Source organism: Rhizobium sp. PAMB 3174, from assembly GCF_052908375.1.
This window is the reverse complement of record NZ_CM128608.1, coordinates 1,938,172-1,963,336: the sequence shown is the minus strand read 5'-3', so window position 1 is coordinate 1,963,336 and position 25,165 is coordinate 1,938,172. Positions and strand designations below refer to the sequence as shown.

Here is a 25,165-nt window from a genome sequence, read left to right as displayed (position 1 = left end):
TCCGCTAAACACCGCGCCAACTCGCAATAAGTTAACGCGATCGGTGCGGATTTCGAGAAGGAAGTCCGGCTTCGGTCGTGTTCACTTGTGACGAACCTGGATTTTTAAAGAACAACGGTGGCAGGGTACGCGTAGCTTTTGCGTTTTTCCGGCCGGAACATGAAACTAAGGAGAAGAGACGTGGCACGTATCGCTGGCGTCAACATCCCGACTGCAAAGCGCACCGTTATTGCGCTTCAGTACATTCACGGGATCGGTCCGAAATTCGCGCAGGAAATCTGCAACAAGGTTGGCATTCCGGCCGAGCGCCGGGTTCACGAACTGACGGACGCCGAAGTCCTGCAGATTCGCGAAGCCATCGACCAGGACTACCAGGTCGAAGGTGACCTGCGTCGTGAGACCTCGATGAACATCAAGCGTCTCATGGACCTCGGTTGCTACCGTGGTCTGCGTCATCGCCGTGGCCTTCCGGTCCGCGGTCAGCGCACGCACACCAATGCCCGCACCCGCAAGGGTCCGGCAAAGGCTATCGCCGGTAAGAAGAAGTAATTTCCGGGAAACCGGGAAGGGGAGGCTGGTGGTTTCCACCGGCCTCTTTTTGAGTTTGACAGGGTAGGCTTCCGGTCTGCCCTGTCGGTGTAGCCGCTGGGATTACGGCGGCGATGAGATCAATGAAAGGAATAGCATGGCCAAGGAAGCCACTCGCGTTCGCCGTCGCGAACGTAAAAACATTACGTCCGGTGTTGCCCACGTCAACTCCACCTTCAACAACACGATGATCACCATCACCGACGCACAGGGCAATGCCATTGCCTGGTCGTCTGCCGGTGCCAAGGGCTTCAAGGGTTCGCGCAAGTCGACCCCGTTCGCCGCACAGATCGCCGCTGAAGACTGCGCCAAGAAGGCCCAGGAACACGGCATGAAGTCGCTGGAAGTCGAAGTCTGCGGTCCTGGTTCGGGTCGTGAGTCCGCACTGCGAGCGCTCCAGGCTGCTGGTTTCATGATCACTTCGATCCGCGACGTGACGCCGATCCCGCACAATGGTTGCCGTCCGCGCAAGAAGCGCCGCGTCTGACATTGGTCATTCATCAAGCCGGAGAGCGCGCATTTCGCGCTCCTCCCGGCGCTTCTGAAAATCGGCCGTCACGATTGGATGGTGGTGGCGAATGGAAGGTAGAAATATGATCCAGAAGAACTGGCAAGAACTCATCAAGCCGAACAAGGTGGAATTCACCACCTCCGGCCGCACCAAGGCGACGCTGGTTGCCGAGCCGCTGGAACGCGGTTTCGGCCTGACGCTCGGCAACGCGCTTCGTCGCGTTCTCTTGTCGTCGCTGCGCGGCGCTGCGGTCACCGCCGTCCAGATCGACGGCGTGCTGCACGAGTTCTCCTCCATCCCGGGCGTCCGGGAAGATGTGACGGACATCGTGCTCAACATCAAGGAAATCGCCATCAAGATGGACGGCGATGATCCGAAGCGCATGGTCGTACGCAAGCAGGGCCCGGGCTCGGTAACCGCTGGTGATATCCAGACGGTTGGCGATATCGAGATCCTGAACCCCGACCATGTGATCTGCACCCTCGACGAGGGCGCTGAAATCCGCATGGAATTCACCGTCAACAACGGCAAGGGCTATGTTCCTGCCGAGCGCAACCGCGCCGAAGACGCACCGATCGGCCTGATCCCGGTCGACAGCCTGTATTCGCCGGTCAAGAAAGTGTCCTACAAGGTGGAAAACACCCGTGAAGGCCAGGTTCTCGACTACGACAAGCTGTCCATGACGATCGAAACCGACGGTTCCGTTTCCGGTGAGGACGCTGTTGCATTCGCCGCGCGCATCCTTCAGGACCAGCTCGGCGTCTTCGTCAACTTCGACGAGCCGCAGAAGGAAGCAGAAGAAGAATCGGTTACCGAACTCGCGTTCAACCCGGCACTTCTCAAGAAGGTCGACGAACTGGAGCTTTCGGTCCGTTCGGCCAACTGCCTCAAGAACGACAACATCGTCTACATTGGCGATCTCATCCAGAAGACCGAAGCCGAAATGCTGCGTACGCCGAATTTCGGTCGCAAGTCGCTGAACGAGATCAAGGAAGTCCTCGCCTCCATGGGCCTGCACCTCGGCATGGAAGTGCCCGCATGGCCGCCGGAGAACATCGAAGACCTCGCCAAGCGTTACGAAGACCAGTATTAACCGAGTATCATACTGCGGGCGGGATGCCTGCAAGTGAAGGAGAAAAGCAATGCGCCACCAGAAAGCCGGCCGCAAGCTGAACAGAACCGCCAGCCACCGCAAGGCCATGTTCGCTAACATGGCGGCCTCGCTCATCACCCATGAGCAGATCGTCACCACCCTGCCGAAGGCAAAGGAAATCCGTCCGATCGTCGAGAAGCTCGTTACCCTCGGCAAGCGCGGCGACCTGCACGCTCGTCGTCAGGCCATCTCGCAGATCAAGGATCAGGACGCCGTCCGCAAGCTGTTCGATGCCATCGCTTCCCGTTACGCTTCGCGCAACGGCGGCTACCTGCGCATCATGAAGGCTGGTTTCCGTCAGGGCGACAACGCTCCGCTCGCCGTCATCGAATTCGTTGACCGCGACGTGGACGCCAAGGGCGCAGCCGACAAGGCCCGCGTCGAAGCCGAAGCCCAGGCTGAAGCTGCTTAATAGCATATAGGTTCCAGGCAACGGGAACTGTTCAAGAAGGCCGGGTGCCGCTGGGGCGCCCGGCCTTTTTGCATCTGCGGCCGCGTTCATGTCAGTGAACTGTCTCAAAGGGGCGGGGAGGCGGGCCCGGTTTCGGCAGAAATTGTGATCGCAGTACTCAGGTTATTTGACTTGTATCAATAGGACGGATCCGGAACGGCGTATTGTCAATTCGGGACTGATACTTAAAGGATTAAGGCAATGACCGACCATACTGCATTTCAAGCTGAACACCCCATTTTCGAGAATGACCGCGACCATCTGATCCTTCCCTTTCTCGGCGGATTTTACGATCGCATCGCCCAGCCCATGGCATGGAGCATCTTCCGCCTTGCGGTCGGCGGCATGCTGATGATCGAAGGCTGGCCGAAGATCACGGCGCCCATGGCGCAGGTCGGGTTCGTCGAGAGCCTGCACTTCTACCCCGGCTGGTTATGGTCGCCCCTTCTGGCTGCCATGCAGTTCTTCGGAGGCTTTCTGATCGCCATCGGTCTTTTCACCCGGCCGATCGCGCTCGCCAACGCCGTGATGCTGGCGATCACGCTCTGGTTCCACTGGGCGCATCCCTACGGCGATGCGTTTCTGACCCAGGCCGGCATCGATGCCCTGAAGGCCGGCAGTGACTTCTTCACCGCCAACGGTGTCGCCCGGCTTGCCGACGGCGGCACGAAATTCGTCCATCAGGTCCAGGAAAAGGCCGAACTGGCGTCGCTGTTCTGGACCGGCGGCGCATTCCTCTTCGCAGCCTTCGGCGGCGGCTATCTCTCGCTGGACCGGCTGTTCTTCAAGAAGTGGTTCTGAGTGGGAAACAGGCGACAAAGGTCGCCACCTGAATTGCGTATCGTGGGGCCGGAGCATCCGACAGGATGTTCCGGCCCCACTTGCTCGTCGGATGGCTCTCCGAATTATCTAGTTTTGGAAATGGTCTTCGATGAGGCCGTTAAGGTCCTGCATGTCTCGAAAGGCCTTTGCATGCAGATGACCGCAAGGCTCTCCTCCCGGCAGATAGTGAAAAGCATGCATTCCCGCTCGCATTGCGGCCTCGACACCGACGTCGCTGTCTTCGACGACGACGCATTCTGAGGGCTCAAAGCCCATCGACTTCGCGGCGTGAAGGAACAGGTCCGGCTCAGGTTTCCAGCTTCCGACGGTATGTGAACTGTACAGGTGTGGGCCGAAATGAGACCTCAGGGAACAGATATCAAGCGCCTGCATGATTTTCGCCGGTGGGCCGCTCGAGGCAATGCACTTGGGGTAGGTGAGGCTGGCCAGCATGCCTGCGACGCCGGGCATTGGTCTCAGTTCGCTTTGCATGAGTTCGGCAACGCGCGCCCGATACGTTTTCTCGAAATCGCGCGGCAGCGCCATGGAAAGGCGGGCTTCAAGGTCGGAAAAGATATTGGTGAGCTTGTGCCCCCGATATCGCAGCAACAGGCTGCTGACCGGTTCGTTCAGGTTCGGCAGAAGATCCAGAAACGCCTGATTGCAGAGGGTCTCGCTGTCGACCAGCGTGCCGTCCAGATCGAAGATGACACATATTTCGCGCATCGAAGAAGCACTCTCATCCGGGAACACATACCTGCCTCCGCCCTAGTGGAAAGCCGGCAGTCTGGCAACGGATTCAGGGACATCCCGTGCAAACAAAAAGCCGGGGCATGCCCCGGCTTTTTTGTGTGCGTCAGTGGTCCGCTTATCGCAGGCCGTGCTTGCGCGTGATGCGATCGGCTTCCTGCTTCACTTCCTGGTAGGTGCGGTAGTAGTCGACGCAGCCCTTGCGAAAGCGGGTGAAGAAGCTGCCGTCGGCGGGGTTTCTGTCGTGTCTCATGATCTTGTCCTCTCGAGTTCGCTTCGTTGAAGACAAGGTAATCCTGGATTGTGCGCCGCACAATAGTCGGGCCGCGCCCATTTGCGATGCCAGCCATGCAGCCAATGCAAGGCTTGGGCCGGTCAGGCCCTGCCGCCCGCCTGTGGCATCTCACCCGAGCGCGCCGAGACGCCTTGCGTCTTCTGCCGCTCCCGCTCGGCGAGCCTTGCCGCCTTGCGCCGCTCGTTCTTCCAGCCGCGGATCCTGGGACCAACCAGCCGGTAGGCGAGCAGCAAGGCGATGATCGCGATGTAGATCGCCGGTTCCAGCGTGATCGACTTGCGCGACATGGCGAAGTGGATGACGCCGGCGGCGGCAATCACGTAGACGAGCTTGTGCAGCTTTGCCCATGTCGAGCCGAGCCGGCGGATCGAGAACTGGTTCGAGGTCAGCGCCAGCGGGATCAGCATGACGAAGGCCGACATGCCGATGATGATGAACCAGCGCTTGGTGATGTCCTGCAGCACGACGCCGAGATTGAGGTTCTTGTCGAGGATGACATAGACGAGGAAGTGCATCACGACATACCAGAAGGCCATCAGGCCGAAGGCGCGTCGGTAATGCATCAGGTTGAGATCGGCGAGGTCGATCAGCGGCGTGACGAGCAGCGTGGCGATCAGGAAGCGCAGCGCCCAGATGCCGAGCAGGTGTTCGTAGGTCTTGATCGGGTCCGCGCCCAAGGCGCCGGTCGCGGCCTGATAGAAATACCAGGCCGCCGGCACGAAGCTGACCGCATAGATAAGCCAGATGACGGCCGAGCGCAGCGTCCGGTTGCGGGGGGCAAGCACGATCATGGTCAGAAGTTCGCTTTCAGGTCCATGCCGGCATAGAGGCTCGCGACCTCGTCGCCATAGCCGTTGAACATCAGCGTCTTCTTGGTGACGGGCGACAGGAACGAACCTTCGCCGATCACGCGTTCGGTCGCCTGGCTCCAGCGCGGATGGTCGACCTCGGGATTGACGTTGGCGTAGAAGCCGTACTCGTTTGCGGCGGCGTTGTTCCAGCTCGTTTCCGGCTGCTTGTCGGTCAGCGTGATCCTGGTGATCGACTTGATGCCCTTGAGACCGTATTTCCACGGTACGACGAGCCGGATCGGCGCGCCGTTCTGGTTGGGCAGGGTTTCACCGTAAACGCCGACGGCGAGGATCGTCAGCGGATGCATCGCTTCGTCGAGCCTGAGTCCTTCGAGATAGGGCCAGGGCAGGGGCTGCGCCCAGCCGGACTGGCCGGGCATCTCCTCCGGACGGACAACGCCCTCGAAGGCGACATATTTGGCGCTGCCCAGCGGTTCGGCCATCTTCAGGAGTTCGGAGAGCTGGAAGCCGTCCCACGGAATGACCATCGACCACGCCTCGACACAGCGCATGCGATAGACGCGCTCCTCGATCGGCATCTTCGTCATGATGTCCTCATAGCTGATGGTCATCGGCTTCTGCACCATGCCGTCGATCTTGATCGACCAGGGCAGCGGCTTGAAGTCGCCGGAGTTCTGGGCCGGGTCGCCCTTGCCGGTGCCGAATTCGTAGAAGTTGTTGTAGCTGAGGACATCCTTTTTCGGCGTCAGCGTGTCGTCGACGGTGTAATCGGTCTTCTTGGCGTCGAGCGCCTTGGCGAAGGCTGTCGATGCGCCGGTAATGGCGATACCGGCGGCCGCGGCACCTTTGATGATCTCGCGCCGGGTGAGGTAGAACTTGCGCGCGGTGATCTCGGAAGAGGGGATGCGGGGCGGATGATAGGTCATGGCATTCTTCCGTTTCGGTCTTTGGGGTCTGTCGTTCTATACGAGATGGGACCCGGAACAGTTTCGAAAAGAGAAGACCAAAAGTCGTCTTCACATGGAAGGGGGGCATCAGGCACGTTTTCGTGTAGTGCGTTTGATCGCGCCCGTGTTTTCAACCGGTGGCAAAGTGCGTCGGAACACCCCGGTTCAGTGAATTCGCGACGGTGCAGATCGCGCGTGCCCTGCGGATCACAGGCGAGGGATCCTTGCCACTCTCCGTCTCCGCCTTCGCGTCGATCTCGATCGCGGTCGCCAGCAACGGTTCGCCACCGAGCTCGGCGGAGACGGTCACCTGCACCGACTTCAGCGGAATGCCGAGCTCGTGCGAGGCGTAGCGCAGATCGTTGCAGAAGCAGCCACCCGCCGCCAGCCCGAGAAGCTGCGCGCCGTTAAAGCCGAGCCCCATTCCGCCGGCTCGTCCCTCCGGCCTGTCGACGACGATCGTGTGGCCTCCGGCCCAGCCGAGCGCGGCTTCGGTTTCGTCTATGGAGCGCAATTCAACGGTCACGGATGCCATCGGAGAACCTCCGGAAAAGGGTGAACGAAACGAATTCGATCACGCGGAAACGGAAAAAGCCAGCCTCTTGTAGCCGGCACCGAAATTGACGATCGGCAAGCGGCTGCAGGCGGCGCCATGCGTACCGAAACGGCCCGTCCTGATAGTGACACCCGCCCGCATTTGCGTTAGGAAGTCCCAAAGATCGGGCCGTTTGGCGCATTTTCCGCGAGATTTTCGTCGCCTGGGACCGCCCGATAAAAAAATCACGTCAGATGTGAGGAAACGCAAGATGCCCGCTTATCGTTCACGCACCACCACCCACGGCCGCAACATGGCCGGCGCCCGCGGCCTCTGGCGCGCGACGGGCATGAAGGATGGCGACTTCGGCAAGCCGATCATTGCGGTCGTCAATTCGTTCACCCAGTTCGTGCCGGGCCACGTGCATCTGAAGGATCTCGGCCAGCTGGTCGCCCGCGAAATCGAGGCCGCCGGCGGTGTCGCCAAGGAGTTCAACACGATCGCCGTCGACGACGGCATCGCCATGGGCCATGACGGCATGCTCTATTCGCTGCCCTCGCGCGAAGTCATCGCCGACTCGGTCGAATACATGGTCAACGCACACTGCGCCGACGCCATGGTCTGCATCTCCAACTGCGACAAGATCACCCCCGGCATGCTGAATGCCGCGATGCGCCTCAACATTCCGGCCGTCTTCGTCTCGGGCGGCCCGATGGAGGCCGGCAAGGTCGTCATGCACGGCAAGACGGTTGCGCTCGACCTCGTCGATGCCATGGTCGCCGCCGCCGACGACAAGGTGACGGACGAGGACGTCCAGGTCATCGAGCGTTCGGCCTGTCCGACCTGCGGTTCCTGCTCCGGCATGTTCACCGCCAATTCGATGAACTGCCTGACGGAAGCGCTCGGCCTGTCTCTGCCCGGCAACGGCTCGACCCTTGCCACCCATTCCGACCGCAAGCGCCTCTTCGTCGAAGCCGGCCACCTGATCGTTGATCTGGCGCGCCGCTATTACGAACAGGACGACGATGGCGTCCTGCCGCGTTCGATCGCCACGAAGGAGGCCTTCGAAAATGCCATGGCACTCGACATCGCCATGGGCGGCTCGACCAACACCGTTCTGCACATCCTGGCCGCTGCCTATGAAGGCGGCGTCGACTTCACCATGGATGACATCGACAAGCTTTCGCGCCGCGTCCCCTGCCTCTCCAAGGTGGCTCCGGCCAAGCAGGACGTGCACATGGAAGACGTGCATCGCGCCGGCGGCATCATGCGCATCCTCGGCGAGCTCGAGCGTGGCGGCCTGCTGAACACCGATTGCAAGACCGTGCATGAGGCGACGCTCGGCGACGCGATCAATCGCTGGGACATCACCCGTACCAATTCGGAAAGCGTGCGGACCTTCTTCAAGGCCGCGCCGGGCGGCGTACCGACACAGGTTGCCTTCTCCCAGTCCTCGCGTTGGGACGACCTGGATACCGACGCCGAAAAGGGCGTCATCCGCTCCGTCGAAAAGCCGTTCTCCAAGGATGGCGGTCTCGCCGTTCTCTACGGCAACATCGCTCTCGACGGCTGCATCGTGAAGACGGCTGGCGTCGATGAATCGATCCTGAAGTTCACCGGTCCGGCCAAGGTCTTCGAAAGCCAGGATGCGGCCGTGAAGGGTATCCTCGGCAATGAAGTGGTTGCCGGCGATGTCGTCGTCATCCGCTACGAAGGCCCGAAGGGCGGCCCCGGCATGCAGGAAATGCTCTATCCGACGAGCTACCTGAAGTCGAAGGGCCTCGGAAAGGCCTGCGCGCTGATCACCGACGGCCGTTTCTCCGGCGGTACCTCCGGCCTCTCCATCGGCCATGCCTCGCCGGAAGCAGCCCAGGGCGGTGCCATCGGCCTCGTGCGCGAGGGCGACACGATCGAGATCGACATCCCCAACCGGACGATCAACCTCAAGGTGTCGAACGCCGAGCTTGAAGCCCGCCGCGCCGAGCAGGACAAGGCCGGCTGGAAGCCCGCCCATGCCCGCAAGCGCAACGTTACCACGGCCCTGAAGGCCTACGCCGCCTTCGCCTCGTCCGCCGACCGCGGCGCCGTGCGCATCCTTCCGGAATAGGGTTCCTCGCATTCCCGACTCGACATAGTGCACATGGCGCACTATGTTTTCGAGGTGAGAGGTGTGCGATGCCGACGCTGGTCCGGATCGGAAACATTGTGATCCGGATGTTTGCGGATGACCATCATCCACCGCACTTTCATATCGTCACGCCGGATCATCATGGGGCGGTGCGCATCGCTGACTTCGTCATGATTGCGGGCGAAATGGACCGGAAGAGCCTGCAAATCGCATTGGCGTGGGCCGACGAGAACCGCACCGTGCTGGAAGGCGAATGGAGGCGTTTGAATGAAAGATGATATCGTTTCGTCCGGCTCCATCATGCCGCGGATCGCGGAAGCGCTTCCGCTGGAAAATCGCCTTGTGCGCTATCGGCTGTCGACGGGAGAGACTGGCGTGGTCGATCTCGCGCCGGCATTGGAAAGCCGGCGTATCTACCAGCGTCTGAGAAAGGACGATGCACTCTTTCAGTCCCTGCGTGTGAGCGAGTTCGGCGATGCGCTTGAGTGGGATGGGGACCTCGAATTCTCTGCGCTCTGGCTGCTGCGCTTGCCGCCGGTCGAGTTCGACAATGAGGATTTCCGTCGCGCCATGGACGATCTGCACATGACACTGGACGGAATGGCGGCGGCGCTCGACATTTCCAGACGGCAGGTTGCGAGCTACCGCAAGGACAAGCCGGTTCCCCGCAACATCGCCTATGCGGTGCGCTTTCTGCTGGAGCATCAGGCAAAGGTCGCGTGAAACCCGTCAATCAACGCCACATCGCCGGCCGTTCGAGCTTGTTGTAGAGGTCGTCGAACTGCTTCAGGCGTTCGTCATAGGTAGCCTTGATGCAGGCCTTGTCCGGCCCGCAGGCTTGGCGTTTGGCGAGCCATGCGGTCTGCTCGTCCTGAAGCTCGCCCCTGCTGCCCATGGCCATCAGTCCTTCGAAGAAATGGAATTCCGTCACCATCTTGACGTCGAGATCGTTCAGATCACGGTTGTCGCAGATCGCCTGTTCGTCGGCAGCAAGCCCCTTGGCGTCGCAGTCGAAGCTTGCGGCATGGGCGAGGGGCGCGGGCGCGGCAAACAGCAAGGCCGGCAATAGTGCGTGGCGTGCGAGCCGGGGCAAAGCGGTTGAAATCTTCATGATGGCGATCCTTCCGTTGGCAATCGTCTGGCGAATCTAACATGGAATTAAGTTGACCCTTGGGAAGAGGGTTGCGACATCCCTATGTCGTTCGAGGCGTCTTCACGCGAGGTGCGTCCGCTATCGCGTCGTCTCGCCGGTCTACCGTTCCGATTGCCGGAACCCTAGATAAAGTGCAGCCAGAACTGGGATTCGGAAAACAAGATGATCAAGAAAGCCTCATTCGCCCTTATCGCCTGTCTCGTGCTGTCCGCGCCGCTTGCCGATGCGCAGGATACCAAGACCGTTCCCTCGACCCGCGAGGAAATGCAGCTTTCCTTTGCGCCGCTCGTCAAGCAGTCGAAGAACTCCGTGGTCAACGTCTATGCCGAACGGCTTGTCCAACGGCGCTCGGCGCTGTTCGACGATCCGTTCTTCCAGCAGTTCTTCGGCCAGCGCATGCCGAACAGGACCGAAAAGCAGTCGTCGCTGGGTTCCGGCGTCATCGTCGCGGCCGACGGTTTCGTCGTCACCAACAACCACGTGGTCGACGGCGCCGACGACATCAAGATCGCGCTCGCCGACGGCCGGGAGTACCCTTGCAAGGTCGTGCTGAAGGACGCCGGCGTGGATCTCGCGGTATTGAAGATCCAGTCGAAGGACAGCTTCACAGCGATGCCGATCGGCAATTCCGACAATGCCGAGGTCGGCGACCTGGTGCTGGCGATCGGCAATCCCTTCGGCGTCGGCCAGACGGTGACCAGCGGCATCGTTTCGGCGCTCGCCCGCAACAAGCTGCAGTCCTCCGATTTTTCCTTCTTCATCCAGACCGATGCATCGATCAATCCGGGCAATTCCGGCGGCGCGCTGATGAACATGAACGGCGAGCTGATCGGCATCAATTCGGCAATCTTCACCCGCGGCGGCGGCTCCAACGGCATCGGCTTCGCCATCCCGTCCAACCTCGTGCGCGTCTTCGTCAAGGCGGCCGAGAGCGGCGCCAAGAGCTTCGAACGCCCCTATATCGGCGCCTCCTTCGAGCCGGTGACCTCCGATGTCGCCGAAGCGCTCGGCCTGCCGGTGCCGCGCGGCGCGCTGGTGACCAAGGTCATCAAGGACGGCCCGTCCGACAAGGCGGGTTTGAAGACCGGCGAAGTGGTGGTCGCGGTCAATGGCGAGGAGGTCGAGCATCCCGACGCGCTCGGCTACCGGCTGACGACGGCGGGTCTTGGCCAGACGGTCGACCTGACGGTGATCGACAACGGCAAGAAGCGCGACATGAACATTAAGCTCAGCGTAGCACCGGAAACGGTGCCGCGTGACACCCGGACGCTTGACGGCAACAATCCGCTGGCCGGCGCGATCGTCGAAAACCTGTCGCCGCGGGTCGCGACCGAACTGCACCTGCCGGCCGATCAGACCGGCGTCGTCATCTCCGACTTTGCCGACAACGCCATGGCTGTCCGCGCCGGCTTCAAGCCGGGCGACATCATCGTCGCCATGAACGGCCAGAAGGTCGACAGCACCAAGACGCTCGCCGCCATGCTGGCCGACGATCCGGGCTTCTGGTCCTTCGACATCAACCGCGGCGGCCAGGACATAAGGCAATCCTTCCGATGAGCGATCTCTTCGCCCCGCAGATCCCCGAGGATGTGGCGAACCGCCGGCCATTGGCCGACCGGCTGCGACCGCAGAGCCTCGGCGATGTCACCGGCCAGTCGCATCTGACCGGTGACGACGGGGTGCTGAGGCGCATGATCGCCTCCGGCTCGCTCGGCTCGATGATCTTCTGGGGCCCGCCCGGCACCGGCAAGACGACGGTCGCCCGGCTTCTTTCCGGCGAGGCAGGGCTGGCGTTCGAGCAGATCTCGGCGATCTTCTCCGGCGTCGCGGACCTCAAGAAGGTCTTCGAGGCCGCCCGCACGCGCCGCATGAACGGCCGCCAGACGCTGCTCTTCGTCGACGAGATCCACCGCTTCAACCGCGCCCAGCAGGACAGCTTCCTGCCGGTCATGGAGGACGGCACGGTGATCCTCGTCGGCGCGACGACGGAAAATCCGTCCTTTGAACTGAACGCCGCTCTTTTGTCGCGCGCCCGGGTGCTGACCTTCAAGCCGCATGACGAGGAAAGCCTTGGCGAACTGTTGAGCCGGGCGGAGGCCACGGAGGGCAGGGCGCTGCCGCTCGACGAGGACGCCCGCGCCAGCCTGGTGCGGATGGCCGACGGCGACGGACGGGCGGTGCTCACACTGGCCGAGGAAGTCTGGCGGGCGGCGCGCGAGGGCGAGGTGTTCGACACCGAGGGCCTGACGCGCATCGTCCAGCGCCGCGCGCCGGTCTACGACAAGGGCCAGGACGGCCACTACAACCTCATCTCCGCGCTGCACAAGTCGGTGCGCGGCTCCGACCCGGATGCCGCGCTCTACTATCTCGCCCGCATGTTCGACGCCGGCGAGGACCCGCTCTATCTCGGCCGAAGGCTGGTGCGCATGGCGGTCGAGGATATCGGGCTCGCCGATCCGCAGGCGCTGGTGATCGCCAATGCCGCCAAGGACGCCTACGACTATCTCGGCTCGCCGGAGGGCGAACTCGCATTCGCACAGGCCTGCGTCTATCTGGCGACCGCGCCGAAGTCGAACGGCGTCTACACGGCCTTCAAGGCGGCGATGCGGGCGGCCAAGGAGAACGGCTCGCTGCTGCCGCCCAAGCACATATTGAACGCCCCGACGAAGCTGATGAAGGGCGAGGGCTACGGCGACGGCTACCGCTACGACCATGACGAGCCGGATGCCTTTTCCGGCCAGGACTATTTTCCGGAGAAGATGGGCCGAAAGACCTTCTACGACCCGCCCGAGCGCGGCTTCGAACGCGAGATCCGCAAGCGGCTGGACTGGTGGGCGAAGCTCCGGCGCGAGCGCTCCGGCAAGTAGACCCGCGATCGCGGGGCTACGACGCCTTGCTCATGCGCGGCGGCGGGGCCGGCGGCGCGACCAGCTTGACGGCGGAATTGGCGAATCCCTTGTGGCCTTCCATGTCGACGACGACATGCCAGTGGCCGTCTTCCGGCACGGCGAGCCTGAGCGGCGACTTGCGGGCGATGCCGCCCTTGAACTTGAACGGCCGCGTCTGCTTGAACAGCTCGAAATTCTCCGGCGTCATCAGCCGGACATTGGCGACCGCCGACAGCGTCACCTCGATCATCTGCCCGGCTTTGATGCGGCCGAGATCGTAATGCGTAAAGCGGAAGGCAACCATGCCCTCAGTCTCCCTAAAATGCCATGCGGACCGGATTTTAGCCCGCGCCGGTTAAGGAAGCGTTGGTTGGATGACCGACCGCCGCCGCCATTCTCTGTCCCTGGAATTATCCCACGAAATTTGTCGGCGGGGAAAATACGCGGTAATTTGCTGATTTGATTGCCACGACCACAATTTCGCCGCCGGTTTTGGCCGATGATGGCGGTGACGCCCGGCGCTTCGCGACCCGGCAGTCGACCCGGCGGGCTTGCGGCAAGCGGCCCGCGGGAGTAGGTGAAGGTAACGGACGGAGCCCGGAAGGCAGGTGGCAGATTGATCGATCCCTATCAGATGCTTGGCATTGACCGTGATGCGCAGGAGCCGGCCGTCAAGGCGGCCTACCGCACCAAGGCCAAGACCGCGCACCCGGACCAGGGCGGCGATCCCGGCGAGTTCGAGCGCCTGCAGGCGGCCTACGACCTCCTGAAGGACCCGGTGCGCCGCAAGGTCTATGACGACACCGGCTACGACCCGCAGCTGGCCGACCCGAAGGACCTGAAGGGCGTCATGATGCTGGAGACGCTGATCAACGACGTCATCCTCGACGAGCGCGACCCCGGCTCCTTCGATCCGCTGGCCGCCATGCGCCGCAAGCTGTCCGACGACATCCTCAAGAACCGCTTCCACATCCTCGAGCTGGAGCGCCACCGCACCCGCATCCGCCAGCATGTCGACCGCCTCGGCCGCAAGCCGGAAACCGACGTGCTCGGCTCGATGCTGCGCGCCCGCTCGCAGGCGATCGCCGAGGCGATCAAGAACACCGAAAACCAGATCGAGGCGATCGAGAAGGCCTATTCGCTGCTCGAGGGATATTCCTACGAGCTCGAAGCGCTGGAGGCCCAGCCCGCCAAGGCGGCGGAGTAGGGGCGTTTTTCCCCTTCTCCCCTTGGGGAGAAGTGCCGAACGCAGTGAGGCGATGAGGGGTTCCCCTTGGCTGCCTGAAAACCCCTCATCCGGCCCTTCGGGCCACCTTCTCCCCAGGGGGAGAAGGGGCTGTTGCGCCGGCGTCCTGCCCGATCTCCCCACTTGTGGGGGAGATGTCGGCGAAGCCGACAGAGGGGGGTGAACTTTGCCTCTTCCGCCACCCTTCGTATTCTCCGCTTCACCCCCCTCTGTCCCTGTCGGGACATCTCCCCCACACGGGGGGAGATTGAACCGTCCCGTCACGGGCCGTTGACGAGGGTGAGGATCAGCTGGTGGACGGTGCCGCCAGGGGAGAGTTCGGCGCGGTCGAAATCGCGCTCGCGGGCGACGCGCTCGTCGGAGAGGACCTTCAGCCGGGCCTGCAGCGTGGCGCGCACCTTGGCGCATTTCGGGTCGTTCTCCGCCGAAAGCCCGATGCTGGCGGCTTCGATCTTCTCGACCATCTCGCGGATGTGCTGGCCATGCACGCGCTCATGCGCGGCCACGCCGTCGACGAAGGTCTTCCAGCTCGCGGCGACCTCGGGCGACAGCCGGCCCTTCGCTTTCGGCAGCGTGGTGGTGATGACGAGCTTCGGCACGGCGGAGGCGATGACGCAGGCGCTGCCGCGGTTCTGGTAGTCGCGCCGCCAGGTGAGGCGGAAGCCGGTATGGGCGATCGCCCGCCCGCCGCCGGCCTTCGGGCCGTGAAGGCCGATCGATTCGTAGAGCGCCGCGCCACTCGCGCCGGAAACGGCATAGGTCTCGACCCGCTCGCTGACGCTGCCGCCGGCGCTGGCCGCGGCGGGCAGGAGCGTTGACAGCAGGACGAGCGCGGCCGGCAGGGCGAGGCGCCGGATGGGTTTCGGGCGGATGGCGCGGCCCGAACCTGAACCGGTGTCGGGTGTTGCGGCGGGGCGGTGGATCACGGGCGGGCTCCGTCGGTGTCGGTCGGCGCGACACTAGAGCGCTCCGCCGGCCAAGTCCATCGGGCGCCGGTGCCGGTGCCGGTGCCGTGGCCGCTGGCCTCGTCCGCGCCGGCGCAGCGCGGATAGCCCGCCGCCGTCAGCTGGCCCTCGCACCGCCGCGCCCGCCGGCAGCGCCGCGTCGGACAGGCGAGGGGATCGCCCCAGATCTCGGCCAGCCGGCGGAGTTCGGTCATCAGGGTTTCGGATGCGGTGATGCGCATGGGGGTTCCTTTCGGGTTTGGGTTTGGGGTTGAAGACACCTCTCCCCTTGCGGGAGAGGAAGAAAAATCAGCATCTTAGCCGTCAGGCTAAGTGCTAGATTTTTCAGGTGAGGGGATTGCTTCGCTAGGCGTGGCCCTGACCCCCTCTCTTGGAATTTCTAGCGCTTGCCGCTTCGCGCCAAGACACTGAAATTCCATTCTCCCCCGCCAGGGGGGAGATAGCGCGCCGCCGCCGTCGCCCTCCCTCATCCTCGGGCTTGTCCCGGGGATCCAGCCACCGCGCGTCCGCGCGGTGAGAGAAGGGGCGGCGGACGCCTCCCTTCCAAGGGAGTCCCTGGCGCGATGGACATCGCGCTGCTGGATCCCGGATCAAGTCCGGGATGACGGGTGTTGCTGGTGGCCATCGTCTGCGTCTCCATTCCTGTCCTTACCCTCCCGACACACCTTCCCCTTCACGCGCCGTTGCCGGCCGTGGCATGAAGGGTATGAAGGACGAAGCGCCCGGGGTGCCTCATCTTTTGTTTGGTATCATGGCCCTTCCGGGCGCCTCGTTCGGCGGTTTATGCCCGCGGATCCCTCTGCGGCCTTGCCTTGCGGCAGGGCCTTGCGTGCCTCCAAGGCACATCATTCAAGGGCGCGCCGGCGGGGCGTTTCCGCACCCGACCGGTCTGCCCACCCGCCAGCACGCAACGGCTTGCGTCCTGTATGGCCCCCGCATCGCGGGAACCGCACGGGCCGAGGGGGACCGTTCGCGAACCCCGACGGATATGAGCCTGCGATCGCCCGCACCCGTCAGCGCCGGTTCCGCTCGCCAGGTTCGCTCCCCCGGCCTATCCACACGGAACGGAACGAGTATGGCACGGGTTTTCAGGAGGGGGATTTAAGGGGGTGAGATGTGGTCGGCTTTGCCGATGAAACGATCCAGTGAATCGTTTCAAGCAGCGAACGCCCGGAGCCATGCGGAGGGCCGGGGGTGGCGGCCGGCGGTTTGCCTATCCCTTTGGCGGGGGAGGATGCAAAATCACAGAATTACATAGCCATTGCCACCAGCCGGCGATCGTGCGCGATGGTCGCTTTGCGCCAAGAGGAGACTTACAGTCTCTTACATACCTATTGGGGGATAGCAGTTTCACTTTAAAACTTTTGAACCGCTTCACCTCGCCATTTGATTTGCTGCGGTGAATGTAGACTGACCGATAAGGTTCGTGCATGGAAGTGAGCCCCTTGCATTGCTAAGGCACTAATGCGTACTGATTGCATTGCCAACTCTAGCTAGCCGCTCTGACCATGTAGCTGTATGGCTTGTGTCTCGGCATCGCAGTTCAGAATAAATGAGGGCAGTCATGACGGGTTACGCGTTCTGGAATAACAAAGGTGGCGTTGGGAAGAGCTTCTTAGCTTTTATTGCATCAACGGAGTATGCTCACCTCCATCCTGATACCGACGTTTATGTTATCGATTTGTGCCCTCAAGGAAACCTGTCTGAAACTCTTCTCGGCGGATTCGATCCTGATGCAAAAGCGTTGTTAGAACTCACAAATTCCAAGCCCAGATGTACAGTAGCTGGCTATTTAGAGGACCGCTTAAACTCTCCATTTAGGATGATTGACGACATTGAATCCTACTTGACGCACCCAAAAAAATTCAATCCAAAAATTCCAGAAAATCTCTGGCTCGTTTGTGGTGATAATCTTCTGGAAATTCTCTCCGAAGCTATCCGTCAGACTTCTCAATTAGCCGTCCCGTTTGATGCTTGGGCGAAGGTGATAGGATGGATTAACGATCTTCGTCAGGCCCTTAAACGGCGAAGCGGACCACGAGACTCAATATTTATAATTGATTGTAACCCAAGCTTCGCAGTTTACACCCAGCTTGGGTTAGTGGCTGCGGATAATGTAATCATCCCGTTTACTGCTGACGACAGTTCAAGGCGTGGCATCGAAAATGTTATTGCTCTGCTTTACGGCGTAGGAGACAAGCACACAGAGACATATGCGAAGATTAGTTTTGCACGTAAAGCGGATGAAGAGGGCATTAATCAACCGAGGCTTCACACATTCGTTTCAAATCGCGTTACGCTTTATGATGGCCAACCAAGTAAAGCTTTTCGGGTGGTAAGCGAGCGCATTAAGAAAACTGTAGACGCTATTCACGAAAAACACAGAAGTTTCTACGCGATTCCAAAAGAAAAACCAAGTAATGCGTTTGTTCAAATTCCTGATTATCACGGGGCGTCAGTATACTGCGCAGCAACTGGAACTCCGATATTCAAACTGAAACCGGGTCCAAAGGAATTTGACGGTGAACGCGTCCAACTCAACGAAGGCCCTCTTGATAACTATAAGGTCGCGCTTCACGAGTTTGTTGCGAGGCTTTGAATGTCGAGCGTCTCCTACACTCGATTTCAATCGTCCGTGGAGGCAGCTCGCGAATTGCGGGCTGTTGGAAAAGACGCGCGCCTTCGCCCTGTCTCGCACGATCAAAAGACGCGTTTTTTTCATGCCGCACTGGCGAAATACGTGGCGGGCTGGGACTCATACCTCAATCAAGTAATAATGGAGTTCCTGCAAAAAATAGCAGATAATTCTGTCGTAGATTATTCCAGTATACACTCTCTATTTTCGCCGATTGTTTACCAAAAATTATGTAAATTTAACACGCCAAATTGGGAAAATTCGCGAGAACTACTGATAAGTTGTACCGGTTACGATCCGATTTCAGACTGGACTTGGCGAAAAGCACAACTCAACAGGCAGCAGTCACAGGACTTTCTAAACGGCATACTTAAAGTCAGACACAGTTTCGCTCACGGCTTTGCAATACCAACCTTTCGTTGGACCCAGACTCCAAGTGGTCGGATTCAACTCAGCGACCAAGCTTTATTTCGGATAGAGCGTTTTTTTATTCATCTGGCGTCAGCGACTGACGCCGGTTTGCTTGCCCACGGCACGATTAGCTTCCCGCAGCGGGCATTCTGGTAACGAAGCCCCCTGTAGAGAGCGTGAAACTTTCTGCATATCACGAATGAATGGCCGCAATCGGCCGGAAGCGGCCACTGATGGCAGTTGTTATCTAGTGCCATAAAATCACGGTCTTGGCACAGCCAAGTCGCAGATTTTTCAGGTGAGGGGATGGAGCGTTCACCACTTTATCAATGAGTCATTCACCGCGCAGAAGCGCGGTGGCTGGATCCCCGGGACAAGCCCGAGGATGAGGGCAGTTCAACGCTTGCGCAGGAATTCTCCGATGGAATGGGAGGGTGATGCAGTGATCGCGCTTCTCTACTTCACCACAGCAAAATACGCCGCCCACGCGCCGAACGACACGGCAAACCCGGCGATGAAGCCGACGATGCCGCCGGTGATGCGGTGGCGGGGGTAGACCCAGGCGCCGATGGCGGTGCCGAGCAGGGTGCCGGGGGCGCAGGCAATCAGGACCATGAGGAGGAGATCGGTGGGGGAGAATATGCTGCCGATGTCTGGCATGGCGTGCCTTTCGCTGCTGGTCCGTCGCTAAAGTGCCATGGATTCCTTGCGCGGACTATGCGGCATTTTCCTGACATCGTGATGCGCGGTCCGCGCAGCGGAGCGATCGATCCAGTGCACCGATCGCAGCGCCAAACGCCCGAAGCCATGCGCAGGGCCGGGGGTGATCGGCGGTGGTTCCGGTGGCGGGATTCGGGCGCCGAATGCGGCGGGCTCGGCGGTGGACCGGGGGCGGAAAGGACTCCGATTTGAACGGGTTGGCGGCGTTTCCGGAATCGGTTTGGCAGGGTGTTGAATCAGTTTGTGAAGGGGGCGGGGTGCCATCTCCCCCTTGGCGGGGGAGAATGGAATTTCAGCGTCTTAGCGCGAAGCGGTAAGTGCTAGAAATTCCAAGAGAGGGGGTAGGCCGGCAATTGTCATCCCCGGCGCTGCGCTTGAGCTCCGCGCGTTCGCGGCTTGAAACGGCTCTCGGGATCGGTTCATCGGCAAAGGCGGCCGCGTATCACCCCCTCACCAACAAAATCTAAGACTTGGCTGCGCCAAGGCCTTGATTTTGTATCCTCTCCCGCAAGGGGAGAGGTGGGGCACTCAGCGTCCCGGTCTCCCCGTCTTGCCCTTGGTGCGGCTCTTGCGCTTGGCCTCGGCCGGGTCCTCGTAGGAGCCGGCGCCGACCTTGCCGCGCACGAGCGGGCGGGGGTCGTCCTTGTCTTGCCCTTCCGCAACCTTCCCCGTGAGGGGGGAGATCGATCCATCGGCCGGCTTTTGGGGCAGCTTGCCGGTCACCGGTTTTTCGGTGCGGCCGACGGTCATTTCGTCGAGGGAGTTCTTGCGGAAGTATGTGGCGGTGTCGCCTGACCCCTCCCCAACCCTCCCCACAGGGGGGAGGGAGTCCGTCGTGCGCGGGGCTGCCGCTTGCGCCCTGTCTCCACCCTTGTGGGGAGAGGGGGTCTTCTCCACACTCCGCGCCTCCTCCCGCGCCATGGGGTCGTCCATGGAGGCGAGCTCGACGGCCTTGAGGCGCTTGATTTCGTCGCGCAGGCGCGCGGCGGTCTCGAAGTCGAGGTCGGCGGCGGCGTCGCGCATCTGCTTTTCCAGCGCGTTGAGGTGGGACTGCAGATTGTTGCCGACCAGATGGCCGCCATCGGCAAAACCCTTGCCCGAACCGCCGGAAATGTCGGCGCGTACATGGTCGCGCTCGTAGACCGAGTCGAGGATGTCGGAGATCTTCGCCTTGACCGATTCCGGCGTGATGCCGTGTTCCTCGTTGTAGGCGAGCTGCTTTTCGCGGCGGCGGCTGGTCTCTTCCATGGCGCGGGCCATGGAGCCGGTGATGTTGTCGGCATAGAGGATGACCTTGCCATCGACGTTTCGCGCAGCGCGGCCGATGGTCTGCACCAGCGAGGTTTCGGAGCGCAGAAACCCTTCCTTGTCGGCGTCGAGGATGGCGACGAAGCCGCATTCGGGAATGTCGAGGCCTTCGCGCAAGAGGTTGATGCCGACCAGCACGTCGAAGGCGCCGAGGCGGAGATCGCGGATGATCTCGATGCGCTCCAGCGTGTCGATGTCGGAATGCATGTAGCGCACGCGCACGCCCTGTTCGTGCAGGTATTCGGTGAGGTCTTCGGCCATGCGCTTGGTGAGCACGGTGACGAGCGTGCGGTAGCCCTTCAGCGCGGTCTCGCGGATCTCGCCGAGCACGTCGTCGACCTGGGTGCGGGCCGAGCGCACCTCGACCGGCGGGTCGATGAGGCCGGTCGGGCGGATGACCTGTTCGGCGAAGACGCCGCCGGACTGTTCGAGCTCCCACGAGCCGGGCGTGGCCGAGACGGCGATGGTGTCCGGCCGCATGGCGTCCCATTCCTCGAAGCGAAGCGGGCGGTTGTCCATGCAGGAGGGCAGGCGGAAGCCGTATTCGGCCAGCGTCGCCTTGCGCCGGAAGTCGCCGCGATACATGCCGCCGATCTGCGGGATGGTGACATGGCTCTCGTCGATGAAGATCAGCGCGTCGTCGGGGATGTATTCGAACAGGGTCGGCGGCGGCTCGCCGGGATTGCGGCCGGTGAGGTAACGCGAATAGTTCTCGATGCCCTGGCAGACCCCGGTCGCCTCCAGCATCTCGATGTCGTAGCGGGTGCGCTGCTCGAGCCGCTGGGCTTCCAAGAGGCGGCCGGCCTTTTCGAGCTCGGCGAGGCGGCCCTTCAGCTCCTCCTTGATCGACTTCACCGCCTGGTTCAGCGTCGGGCGCGGCGTGACATAGTGCGAATTGGCGTAGATCTTGACCGACTTCAGGTCGCCGGTCTTCTTGCCGGTCAGCGGATCGAATTCGGTGATCTGCTCGACCTCGTCGCCGAACATGGAGATGCGCCAGGCGGCATCCTCCAGGTGGGCCGGGAAGATTTCGATCGTGTCGCCGCGGACGCGGAAGGAGCCGCGCTGGAAATCCATGTCGCGGCGCTTGTACTGCTGGGCGACGAGATCGGCCAGCAGCTGCCGCTGGTCGATGCGATCGCCGAGCTGGATCTGGAAGGTCATCGCCGTATAGGTCTCGACCGAGCCGATACCATAGATGCAGGAGACCGAGGCGACGATGATGACGTCGTCGCGCTCCAGGACGGCGCGGGTGGCGGCGTGGCGCATGCGGTCGATCTGCTCGTTGATCGACGATTCCTTCTCGATGAAGGTGTCGGTGCGCGGCACATAGGCTTCCGGCTGGTAGTAGTCGTAGTAGGAGACGAAATACTCGACGGCGTTGTTCGGGAAGAAGTTCTTGAACTCCGAATAGAGCTGCGCGGCGAGCGTCTTGTTGGGCGCCAGGATGAGGGCCGGGCGCTGGGTGGCCTCGATCACCTTGGCCATGGTGAAAGTCTTGCCCGAGCCGGTGACGCCGAGCAGGACCTGCGACCGTTCGCCGGTTTCCAGACCCTCGACGAGATCCCTGATCGCCGTCGGCTGGTCGCCGGCCGGCTGGTACTCGCTGACCATCTCGATGGCGATGCCGCCTTCGGATTTCTCCGGCCGGGCCGGCCGGTGCGGCGTCCACAGCTTGCCGTCCTTGAACAGCGGATTGCCGCTCTCGATCAGCGCGGAGAGCGCCTCGACGGTGGCCGTGACGCTGCCCTTGGCGAGCGCGCCGGCGTCTTCCAGCGACACGTCGAGGCCTGCGACCGGATTGAGCCCGGCGGCGGCGCGCGTCTTCGGATCGGAGGAGGCGCCGATGGAGACGCCGCGGGACGTCTTGGCGACGGTGGTGTTCTTGTTGGCGCCGGCGGCCTTCTGCGCCTCGACCTTTTCCGAATGCTTGCGTGCCTCGTTTTCCACCTTCTTGCGGTGCTTGCCGGCCTTCGACGCGATCTCGCGCTGGCTCTCGACAGCCGCCGCCTCGGCTTCCGCCTCCAGCTGCCGCACCCAGTCGGAGATGTCACCCGACAGCGGCGCGCCTTCAAAGGAGGACTGCGGCGCCTCTTCAAAACCTTGTCCTGCGTTCACGGCCGCACCGCCCTTCGGGCTGGCCTCCACGCGGGGCGCGGAAAAGTCCGCGACGGGCTTGCGCCCTTGCCGGGCTTCGCCCGGATGGGAGTCGGATTTTTTCGGTGATCTGGCCATGGCCGGAATATGGAGGCAGCCGGGTGAAAAGGAAAGAGGCGGGGAAGTACAAAATGGCAACAGGCGCGGCGCTGCTGACAGAAACTGTCACCCGGTTTTGCCAGACGTGCGCCTGCCCGCATCTTGCATTCACGTCGCGCGGTGAAATACTGGCCGCGGGCCTGGCGAAAGAGGGAATCGCCCAAGGTCCGGGGGATGACGCATGAACCTTCTGGGGCAACCCGGGCGCACGCTGAACCGGATCATCGCGTTCAACCTCCTGGTGGTCGCGGTGGCGACGCTTGCCTACATGCATGCCGGCTGGAGCTTCGTCGATGCCTCTTACATGGTGCTTCTGACGGTCTACACCGTCGGCTACGGCGAAGTTCATCCGATCGACACCTCCTACCTGCACACCGTCACCATCCTGACCATGATCTTCGGCTGCACCGGCACGATCCTTTTGACCGGTGCGCTGGTGCAGTTCCTGACCATCAGCCAGCTGCAGCAGATTTTCGGAGGAAAGCGCATGCAAACGGAAATCGACAAGCTCCGCGACCACGTCATCGTCGTCGGCTTCGGCCGTATCGGCCTGATGCTCGCCAAGGAGCTGAAGACCGCCGGGCGGAAATTCGTCATCCTCGAGGTCGACGAACACCGGGCGGAGGCCGTGCGCGAACTCGGGCATCTGTGCATGGTCGGCGACGGCACCAGCGAGGAGACGCTGAAAAACGCCGGCATCGAGCGGGCGCGCACGCTCGCCTGCGTGCTGCCGGACGATGCCGCCAACGTCTTCATCACGCTGTCGGCGCGCAGCCTCAATCCGGCAATCGAGATCATCGCCCGCGGCGAGGTGCCGTCGACGGAAAACAAGCTCAAGCAGGCCGGCGCCGACAAGGTGGTGCTGCCGGCCCATATCGGCGCCGAGCGCATCGCCGAGATGATCCTCTATCCGCAGACCTCGCGCTTCCTGCGCTCGAGCGCCGAGATGCAGGAACTCGACCATTCGTTGCACGGCCTGGGGCTGGAGATGGAGGTCGTGGTGGTGCCGCATGACAGCGCCACGGCCGGCATCGCGGTCGAGGAGGTCGAGCGGCGGGCGAACGGCCGCTTCTTCGTCGTGCAGATCAACCGCCGCGACGGCGACGCCGTGACCGCCCCGGCGCCGGGCACGAAGCTCTACGGCGGCGACGGCATGGTCATCATCGGCCGCAGCGGCTCGGCGGCGCGGGTGTTGTTCGAGACGGAGGCGCAGGCGGGCGAGGGGTAGGACGCGGTGCCGGTGGCGAGGTCTCTCAACGATACGGCAGGAAGCGGGCGGGTCCATCCCCTCTCCCTGCTTGCGGGGAGAGGGCCAGGGTGAGGGGCAAGGCTGCACGAAGTGAGGGTGGATTTTGGCGGAGGTCAGCGGCGGCTAGACGGACGATGCCTGGGGACTTGCCCTTCATCCGCCCTGCCGGGCACCTTCTCCCCGCAGGCGGGGAGAAGGGGACGCGCCGCCGGTGCCGTGCCAGCTCTCGTCGGTTTTGCGCCGCACTCAGACCTAAAGCTCGTTCTGGCCGGCGAGCTCCAGCACCGCCTCGGCAAAGGCGTCGGGGGCTTCCTGTGGCAGGTTGTGGCCGGCGCCGGGCAGGATCAGCCGGCGATAGGCCGCGGTGAAATGCGGCTGGTCGTGATCGGCCTCGGTTGGCGGATCGACGCCGTCGTCGGCGCCCTGCAGGACGATGGCCGGCACGGCGATGTCGGGCTGGGCGGCAAGGCGGGCCTCGATGCCGGCATAGGCCGGATCGCCGGGAATACCGCCGAAGCGGTGCCGGTAGGAATGGATGACGATGTCGACGAAATCCGGATTGTCGAAGGCGTTTGCCGTCTGCGCGAAGGTCTGCCGGTCGAAGCGCCATGTCGGCGACCAGATTTTCCAGATGAACTCGCAGACGCCGCGGCGGTTCTGTTCCAGCGCCGTGCGGCCGCGCGCCGAATGGAAATAGTACTGGTACCAGTAGCGCGCCTCTTGCTCCGGCGGGGCGGGGGTGCCGGCGGCGGCGATGTTCTGGATGTTGTAGCCGGCACCGCAGCTGACGAGACCGCGCACCCGCTCGGGCCAGAGCGCCGCGACGATGCAGGCGGCGCGTCCGCCCCAGTCATAGCCGCCGAGAATGGCGCTTTCGATGCCGAGCGCATCCACCAGCGCCAGCAGGTCCGCGCCGAGCGCCGCCTGTTCGCCGGACCGCGGCATGTCCGCCGACAGGAAGCGCGTCGCCCCATACCCCCTGAGATAGGGCACGATGCAGCGATGCCCGGCGGCGGCCAGGCGTTCGGTGATCACGTCATAGGCGTGAATGTCATAGGGAAAGCCGTGCAGGAGGATGACGGCCGGTCCATCCACCGGCCCCGTCTCGCGATAGGCAATCTCCAGCACCCCGGCGGCAACGGTTTTCATGGCATCTCCCTCGTCGGTGTCCCGGCATGGCGGGATTTCCGCCGGTGTGTGACCTTGTCGTGAGGTTACCGGTTTTCGCGACCGCCGCAACCGGGGCGGGCGATGCAAAGGTGTCGGAGGTGCTCGCCGATGCGTCCGTTCCCTCTCCCCGCAGGCGGGGAGAGGGCCAGGGTGAGGGGCGGGGCGTCTCGTC

General features: G+C 62.5%; 26 protein-coding genes. 14 read left to right on the top strand and 12 right to left on the bottom strand.

Annotation, left to right across the window (positions count from 1 at the left end):
• Nucleotides 1–180: 180 nt before the first annotated feature.
• From rpsM to ACU5AY_RS09300, 5 genes are all read left to right on the top strand, one after another.
• Nucleotides 181–549, top strand: coding sequence for a 30S ribosomal protein S13 (gene rpsM / locus ACU5AY_RS09320; RefSeq protein ID WP_446828850.1), 369 nt, complete (start codon nt 181–183; stop codon nt 547–549).
• 136 nt (nt 550–685) lie between these two features.
• A complete protein-coding gene (gene rpsK, locus ACU5AY_RS09315) occupies nt 686–1,075 on the top strand; it encodes a 30S ribosomal protein S11 (RefSeq protein WP_007766864.1) in 390 nt (129 codons plus the stop codon).
• Nucleotides 1,076–1,181: 106 nt separating this feature from the next.
• Nucleotides 1,182–2,192, top strand: a complete 1,011-nt coding sequence (locus tag ACU5AY_RS09310) for a DNA-directed RNA polymerase subunit alpha (RefSeq protein ID WP_261931946.1) — start codon at nt 1,182–1,184, stop codon at nt 2,190–2,192.
• A gap of 49 nt (nt 2,193–2,241) precedes the next feature.
• Nucleotides 2,242–2,664, top strand: a complete 423-nt coding sequence (gene rplQ / locus ACU5AY_RS09305; RefSeq protein WP_261930329.1) for a 50S ribosomal protein L17 — start codon at nt 2,242–2,244, stop codon at nt 2,662–2,664.
• A gap of 240 nt (nt 2,665–2,904) precedes the next feature.
• Complete coding sequence (locus tag ACU5AY_RS09300) at nt 2,905–3,504, top strand: DoxX family protein (RefSeq protein WP_446824473.1); 600 nt, start codon at nt 2,905–2,907, stop codon at nt 3,502–3,504.
• A 108-nt stretch (nt 3,505–3,612) separates the two neighbouring features.
• Here ACU5AY_RS09300 and ACU5AY_RS09295 read toward each other — a convergent pair whose 3' ends face one another.
• The 5 genes from ACU5AY_RS09295 to ACU5AY_RS09275 form a co-directional block, all read right to left on the bottom strand.
• The gene (locus ACU5AY_RS09295) at nt 3,613–4,278 is read right to left on the bottom strand and encodes an HAD-IA family hydrolase (protein WP_446828849.1); all 666 of its coding nucleotides are present in this window, start codon (nt 4,276–4,278) and stop codon (nt 3,613–3,615) included.
• A gap of 115 nt (nt 4,279–4,393) precedes the next feature.
• Nucleotides 4,394–4,528, bottom strand: coding sequence for a hypothetical protein (locus ACU5AY_RS09290; RefSeq protein ID WP_261930324.1), 135 nt, complete (start codon nt 4,526–4,528; stop codon nt 4,394–4,396).
• 122 nt (nt 4,529–4,650) lie between these two features.
• Complete coding sequence (msrQ, locus tag ACU5AY_RS09285) at nt 4,651–5,361, bottom strand: protein-methionine-sulfoxide reductase heme-binding subunit MsrQ (protein ID WP_446828848.1); 711 nt, start codon at nt 5,359–5,361, stop codon at nt 4,651–4,653.
• Nucleotides 5,362–5,363: 2 nt separating this feature from the next.
• Nucleotides 5,364–6,308, bottom strand: a complete 945-nt coding sequence (msrP, locus tag ACU5AY_RS09280) for a protein-methionine-sulfoxide reductase catalytic subunit MsrP (RefSeq protein WP_446828847.1) — start codon at nt 6,306–6,308, stop codon at nt 5,364–5,366.
• 151 nt (nt 6,309–6,459) lie between these two features.
• Complete coding sequence (locus ACU5AY_RS09275) at nt 6,460–6,864, bottom strand: OsmC family protein (protein ID WP_446828846.1); 405 nt, start codon at nt 6,862–6,864, stop codon at nt 6,460–6,462.
• A 271-nt stretch (nt 6,865–7,135) separates the two neighbouring features.
• On the opposite strand from ACU5AY_RS09275, the gene ilvD reads away from it, so the two are divergent.
• The 3 genes from ilvD to ACU5AY_RS09260 all read left to right on the top strand — a co-directional run bounded on the left by ilvD (nt 7,136) and on the right by ACU5AY_RS09260 (nt 9,715).
• A complete protein-coding gene (ilvD, locus tag ACU5AY_RS09270; RefSeq protein ID WP_446828845.1) occupies nt 7,136–8,971 on the top strand; it encodes a dihydroxy-acid dehydratase in 1,836 nt (611 codons plus the stop codon).
• Nucleotides 8,972–9,039: 68 nt separating this feature from the next.
• The gene (locus ACU5AY_RS09265) at nt 9,040–9,270 is read left to right on the top strand and encodes a DUF4160 domain-containing protein (protein ID WP_446828844.1); all 231 of its coding nucleotides are present in this window, start codon (nt 9,040–9,042) and stop codon (nt 9,268–9,270) included.
• The gene (locus ACU5AY_RS09260; protein WP_446828843.1) at nt 9,260–9,715 is read left to right on the top strand and encodes a hypothetical protein; all 456 of its coding nucleotides are present in this window, start codon (nt 9,260–9,262) and stop codon (nt 9,713–9,715) included. The genes ACU5AY_RS09265 and ACU5AY_RS09260 overlap by 11 nt, the downstream gene beginning before the upstream one ends.
• A gap of 10 nt (nt 9,716–9,725) precedes the next feature.
• On the opposite strand, the gene ACU5AY_RS09255 is transcribed toward ACU5AY_RS09260, so the two are convergent.
• Nucleotides 9,726–10,103, bottom strand: a complete 378-nt coding sequence (locus ACU5AY_RS09255; protein WP_446828842.1) for a lysozyme inhibitor LprI family protein — start codon at nt 10,101–10,103, stop codon at nt 9,726–9,728.
• A gap of 204 nt (nt 10,104–10,307) precedes the next feature.
• Here ACU5AY_RS09255 and ACU5AY_RS09250 point away from each other — a divergent pair, with 204 nt between their 5' ends.
• Nucleotides 10,308–11,702, top strand: coding sequence for a DegQ family serine endoprotease (locus ACU5AY_RS09250; RefSeq protein WP_446828841.1), 1,395 nt, complete (start codon nt 10,308–10,310; stop codon nt 11,700–11,702).
• Nucleotides 11,699–13,012, top strand: coding sequence for a replication-associated recombination protein A (locus ACU5AY_RS09245; RefSeq protein ID WP_446828840.1), 1,314 nt, complete (start codon nt 11,699–11,701; stop codon nt 13,010–13,012). The genes ACU5AY_RS09250 and ACU5AY_RS09245 overlap by 4 nt, the downstream gene beginning before the upstream one ends.
• A 16-nt stretch (nt 13,013–13,028) precedes the next feature.
• Here the strand turns inward: ACU5AY_RS09245 and ACU5AY_RS09240 are convergent, their stop codons facing one another.
• On the bottom strand, nt 13,029–13,337 hold the full coding sequence (locus tag ACU5AY_RS09240) for a DUF1883 domain-containing protein (RefSeq protein WP_446824462.1): 309 nt from the start codon (nt 13,335–13,337) through the stop codon (nt 13,029–13,031).
• A gap of 330 nt (nt 13,338–13,667) precedes the next feature.
• Between ACU5AY_RS09240 and ACU5AY_RS09235 the strand changes: the two genes are divergently transcribed.
• Complete coding sequence (locus ACU5AY_RS09235; protein ID WP_446826090.1) at nt 13,668–14,240, top strand: DnaJ domain-containing protein; 573 nt, start codon at nt 13,668–13,670, stop codon at nt 14,238–14,240.
• A gap of 299 nt (nt 14,241–14,539) precedes the next feature.
• Here the strand turns inward: ACU5AY_RS09235 and ACU5AY_RS09230 are convergent, their stop codons facing one another.
• The gene (locus ACU5AY_RS09230; RefSeq protein WP_446828984.1) at nt 14,540–15,136 is read right to left on the bottom strand and encodes a DUF922 domain-containing Zn-dependent protease; all 597 of its coding nucleotides are present in this window, start codon (nt 15,134–15,136) and stop codon (nt 14,540–14,542) included.
• Between the two features lie 65 nt (nt 15,137–15,201).
• Nucleotides 15,202–15,465, bottom strand: coding sequence for a hypothetical protein (locus ACU5AY_RS09225; protein WP_446828839.1), 264 nt, complete (start codon nt 15,463–15,465; stop codon nt 15,202–15,204).
• 1,343 nt (nt 15,466–16,808) lie between these two features.
• Between ACU5AY_RS09225 and ACU5AY_RS09220 the strand changes: the two genes are divergently transcribed.
• Complete coding sequence (locus tag ACU5AY_RS09220) at nt 16,809–17,843, top strand: ParA family protein (protein ID WP_446828838.1); 1,035 nt, start codon at nt 16,809–16,811, stop codon at nt 17,841–17,843.
• A complete protein-coding gene (locus ACU5AY_RS09215) occupies nt 17,844–18,446 on the top strand; it encodes a hypothetical protein (RefSeq protein ID WP_446828837.1) in 603 nt (200 codons plus the stop codon). It begins immediately after the preceding gene.
• Nucleotides 18,447–18,746: 300 nt separating this feature from the next.
• On the opposite strand, the gene ACU5AY_RS09210 is transcribed toward ACU5AY_RS09215, so the two are convergent.
• Complete coding sequence (locus tag ACU5AY_RS09210; protein ID WP_446828836.1) at nt 18,747–18,950, bottom strand: hypothetical protein; 204 nt, start codon at nt 18,948–18,950, stop codon at nt 18,747–18,749.
• A 588-nt stretch (nt 18,951–19,538) separates the two neighbouring features.
• Entirely contained in the window at nt 19,539–22,466 is a 2,928-nt protein-coding gene (gene uvrB, locus ACU5AY_RS09205; RefSeq protein ID WP_446828983.1) for an excinuclease ABC subunit UvrB, read from the bottom strand.
• Between the two features lie 289 nt (nt 22,467–22,755).
• On the opposite strand from uvrB, the gene ACU5AY_RS09200 reads away from it, so the two are divergent.
• A complete protein-coding gene (locus tag ACU5AY_RS09200; RefSeq protein WP_446828835.1) occupies nt 22,756–23,802 on the top strand; it encodes a potassium channel family protein in 1,047 nt (348 codons plus the stop codon).
• A gap of 273 nt (nt 23,803–24,075) precedes the next feature.
• On the opposite strand, the gene ACU5AY_RS09195 is transcribed toward ACU5AY_RS09200, so the two are convergent.
• Nucleotides 24,076–24,972: an alpha/beta fold hydrolase gene (locus ACU5AY_RS09195; protein ID WP_446828834.1), complete on the bottom strand. Its 897-nt coding sequence runs from the start codon at nt 24,970–24,972 to the stop codon at nt 24,076–24,078.
• Between the last annotated feature and the right edge of the window lie 193 nt (nt 24,973–25,165).

Coding starts and splice junctions, on each gene's coding strand:
- rpsK (WP_007766864.1), top strand. CDS start 686: ATGGCCAAGGAAGCCACTCGCGTTCGCCGTCGCGAACGTAAAAACATT.
- ACU5AY_RS09310 (WP_261931946.1), top strand. CDS start 1,182: ATGATCCAGAAGAACTGGCAAGAACTCATCAAGCCGAACAAGGTGGAA.
- rplQ (WP_261930329.1), top strand. CDS start 2,242: ATGCGCCACCAGAAAGCCGGCCGCAAGCTGAACAGAACCGCCAGCCAC.
- ACU5AY_RS09300 (WP_446824473.1), top strand. CDS start 2,905: ATGACCGACCATACTGCATTTCAAGCTGAACACCCCATTTTCGAGAAT.
- ACU5AY_RS09290 (WP_261930324.1), bottom strand. CDS start 4,528: ATGAGACACGACAGAAACCCCGCCGACGGCAGCTTCTTCACCCGCTTT.
- msrQ (WP_446828848.1), bottom strand. CDS start 5,361: ATGATCGTGCTTGCCCCCCGCAACCGGACGCTGCGCTCGGCCGTCATC.
- msrP (WP_446828847.1), bottom strand. CDS start 6,308: ATGACCTATCATCCGCCCCGCATCCCCTCTTCCGAGATCACCGCGCGC.
- ACU5AY_RS09275 (WP_446828846.1), bottom strand. CDS start 6,864: ATGGCATCCGTGACCGTTGAATTGCGCTCCATAGACGAAACCGAAGCC.
- ilvD (WP_446828845.1), top strand. CDS start 7,136: ATGCCCGCTTATCGTTCACGCACCACCACCCACGGCCGCAACATGGCC.
- ACU5AY_RS09265 (WP_446828844.1), top strand. CDS start 9,040: ATGCCGACGCTGGTCCGGATCGGAAACATTGTGATCCGGATGTTTGCG.
- ACU5AY_RS09260 (WP_446828843.1), top strand. CDS start 9,260: ATGAAAGATGATATCGTTTCGTCCGGCTCCATCATGCCGCGGATCGCG.
- ACU5AY_RS09255 (WP_446828842.1), bottom strand. CDS start 10,103: ATGAAGATTTCAACCGCTTTGCCCCGGCTCGCACGCCACGCACTATTG.
- ACU5AY_RS09250 (WP_446828841.1), top strand. CDS start 10,308: ATGATCAAGAAAGCCTCATTCGCCCTTATCGCCTGTCTCGTGCTGTCC.
- ACU5AY_RS09245 (WP_446828840.1), top strand. CDS start 11,699: ATGAGCGATCTCTTCGCCCCGCAGATCCCCGAGGATGTGGCGAACCGC.
- ACU5AY_RS09240 (WP_446824462.1), bottom strand. CDS start 13,337: ATGGTTGCCTTCCGCTTTACGCATTACGATCTCGGCCGCATCAAAGCC.
- ACU5AY_RS09235 (WP_446826090.1), top strand. CDS start 13,668: ATGCTTGGCATTGACCGTGATGCGCAGGAGCCGGCCGTCAAGGCGGCC.
- ACU5AY_RS09225 (WP_446828839.1), bottom strand. CDS start 15,465: ATGCGCATCACCGCATCCGAAACCCTGATGACCGAACTCCGCCGGCTG.
- ACU5AY_RS09220 (WP_446828838.1), top strand. CDS start 16,809: ATGACGGGTTACGCGTTCTGGAATAACAAAGGTGGCGTTGGGAAGAGC.
- ACU5AY_RS09215 (WP_446828837.1), top strand. CDS start 17,844: ATGTCGAGCGTCTCCTACACTCGATTTCAATCGTCCGTGGAGGCAGCT.
- ACU5AY_RS09210 (WP_446828836.1), bottom strand. CDS start 18,950: ATGCCAGACATCGGCAGCATATTCTCCCCCACCGATCTCCTCCTCATG.
- ACU5AY_RS09200 (WP_446828835.1), top strand. CDS start 22,756: ATGAACCTTCTGGGGCAACCCGGGCGCACGCTGAACCGGATCATCGCG.
- ACU5AY_RS09195 (WP_446828834.1), bottom strand. CDS start 24,972: ATGAAAACCGTTGCCGCCGGGGTGCTGGAGATTGCCTATCGCGAGACG.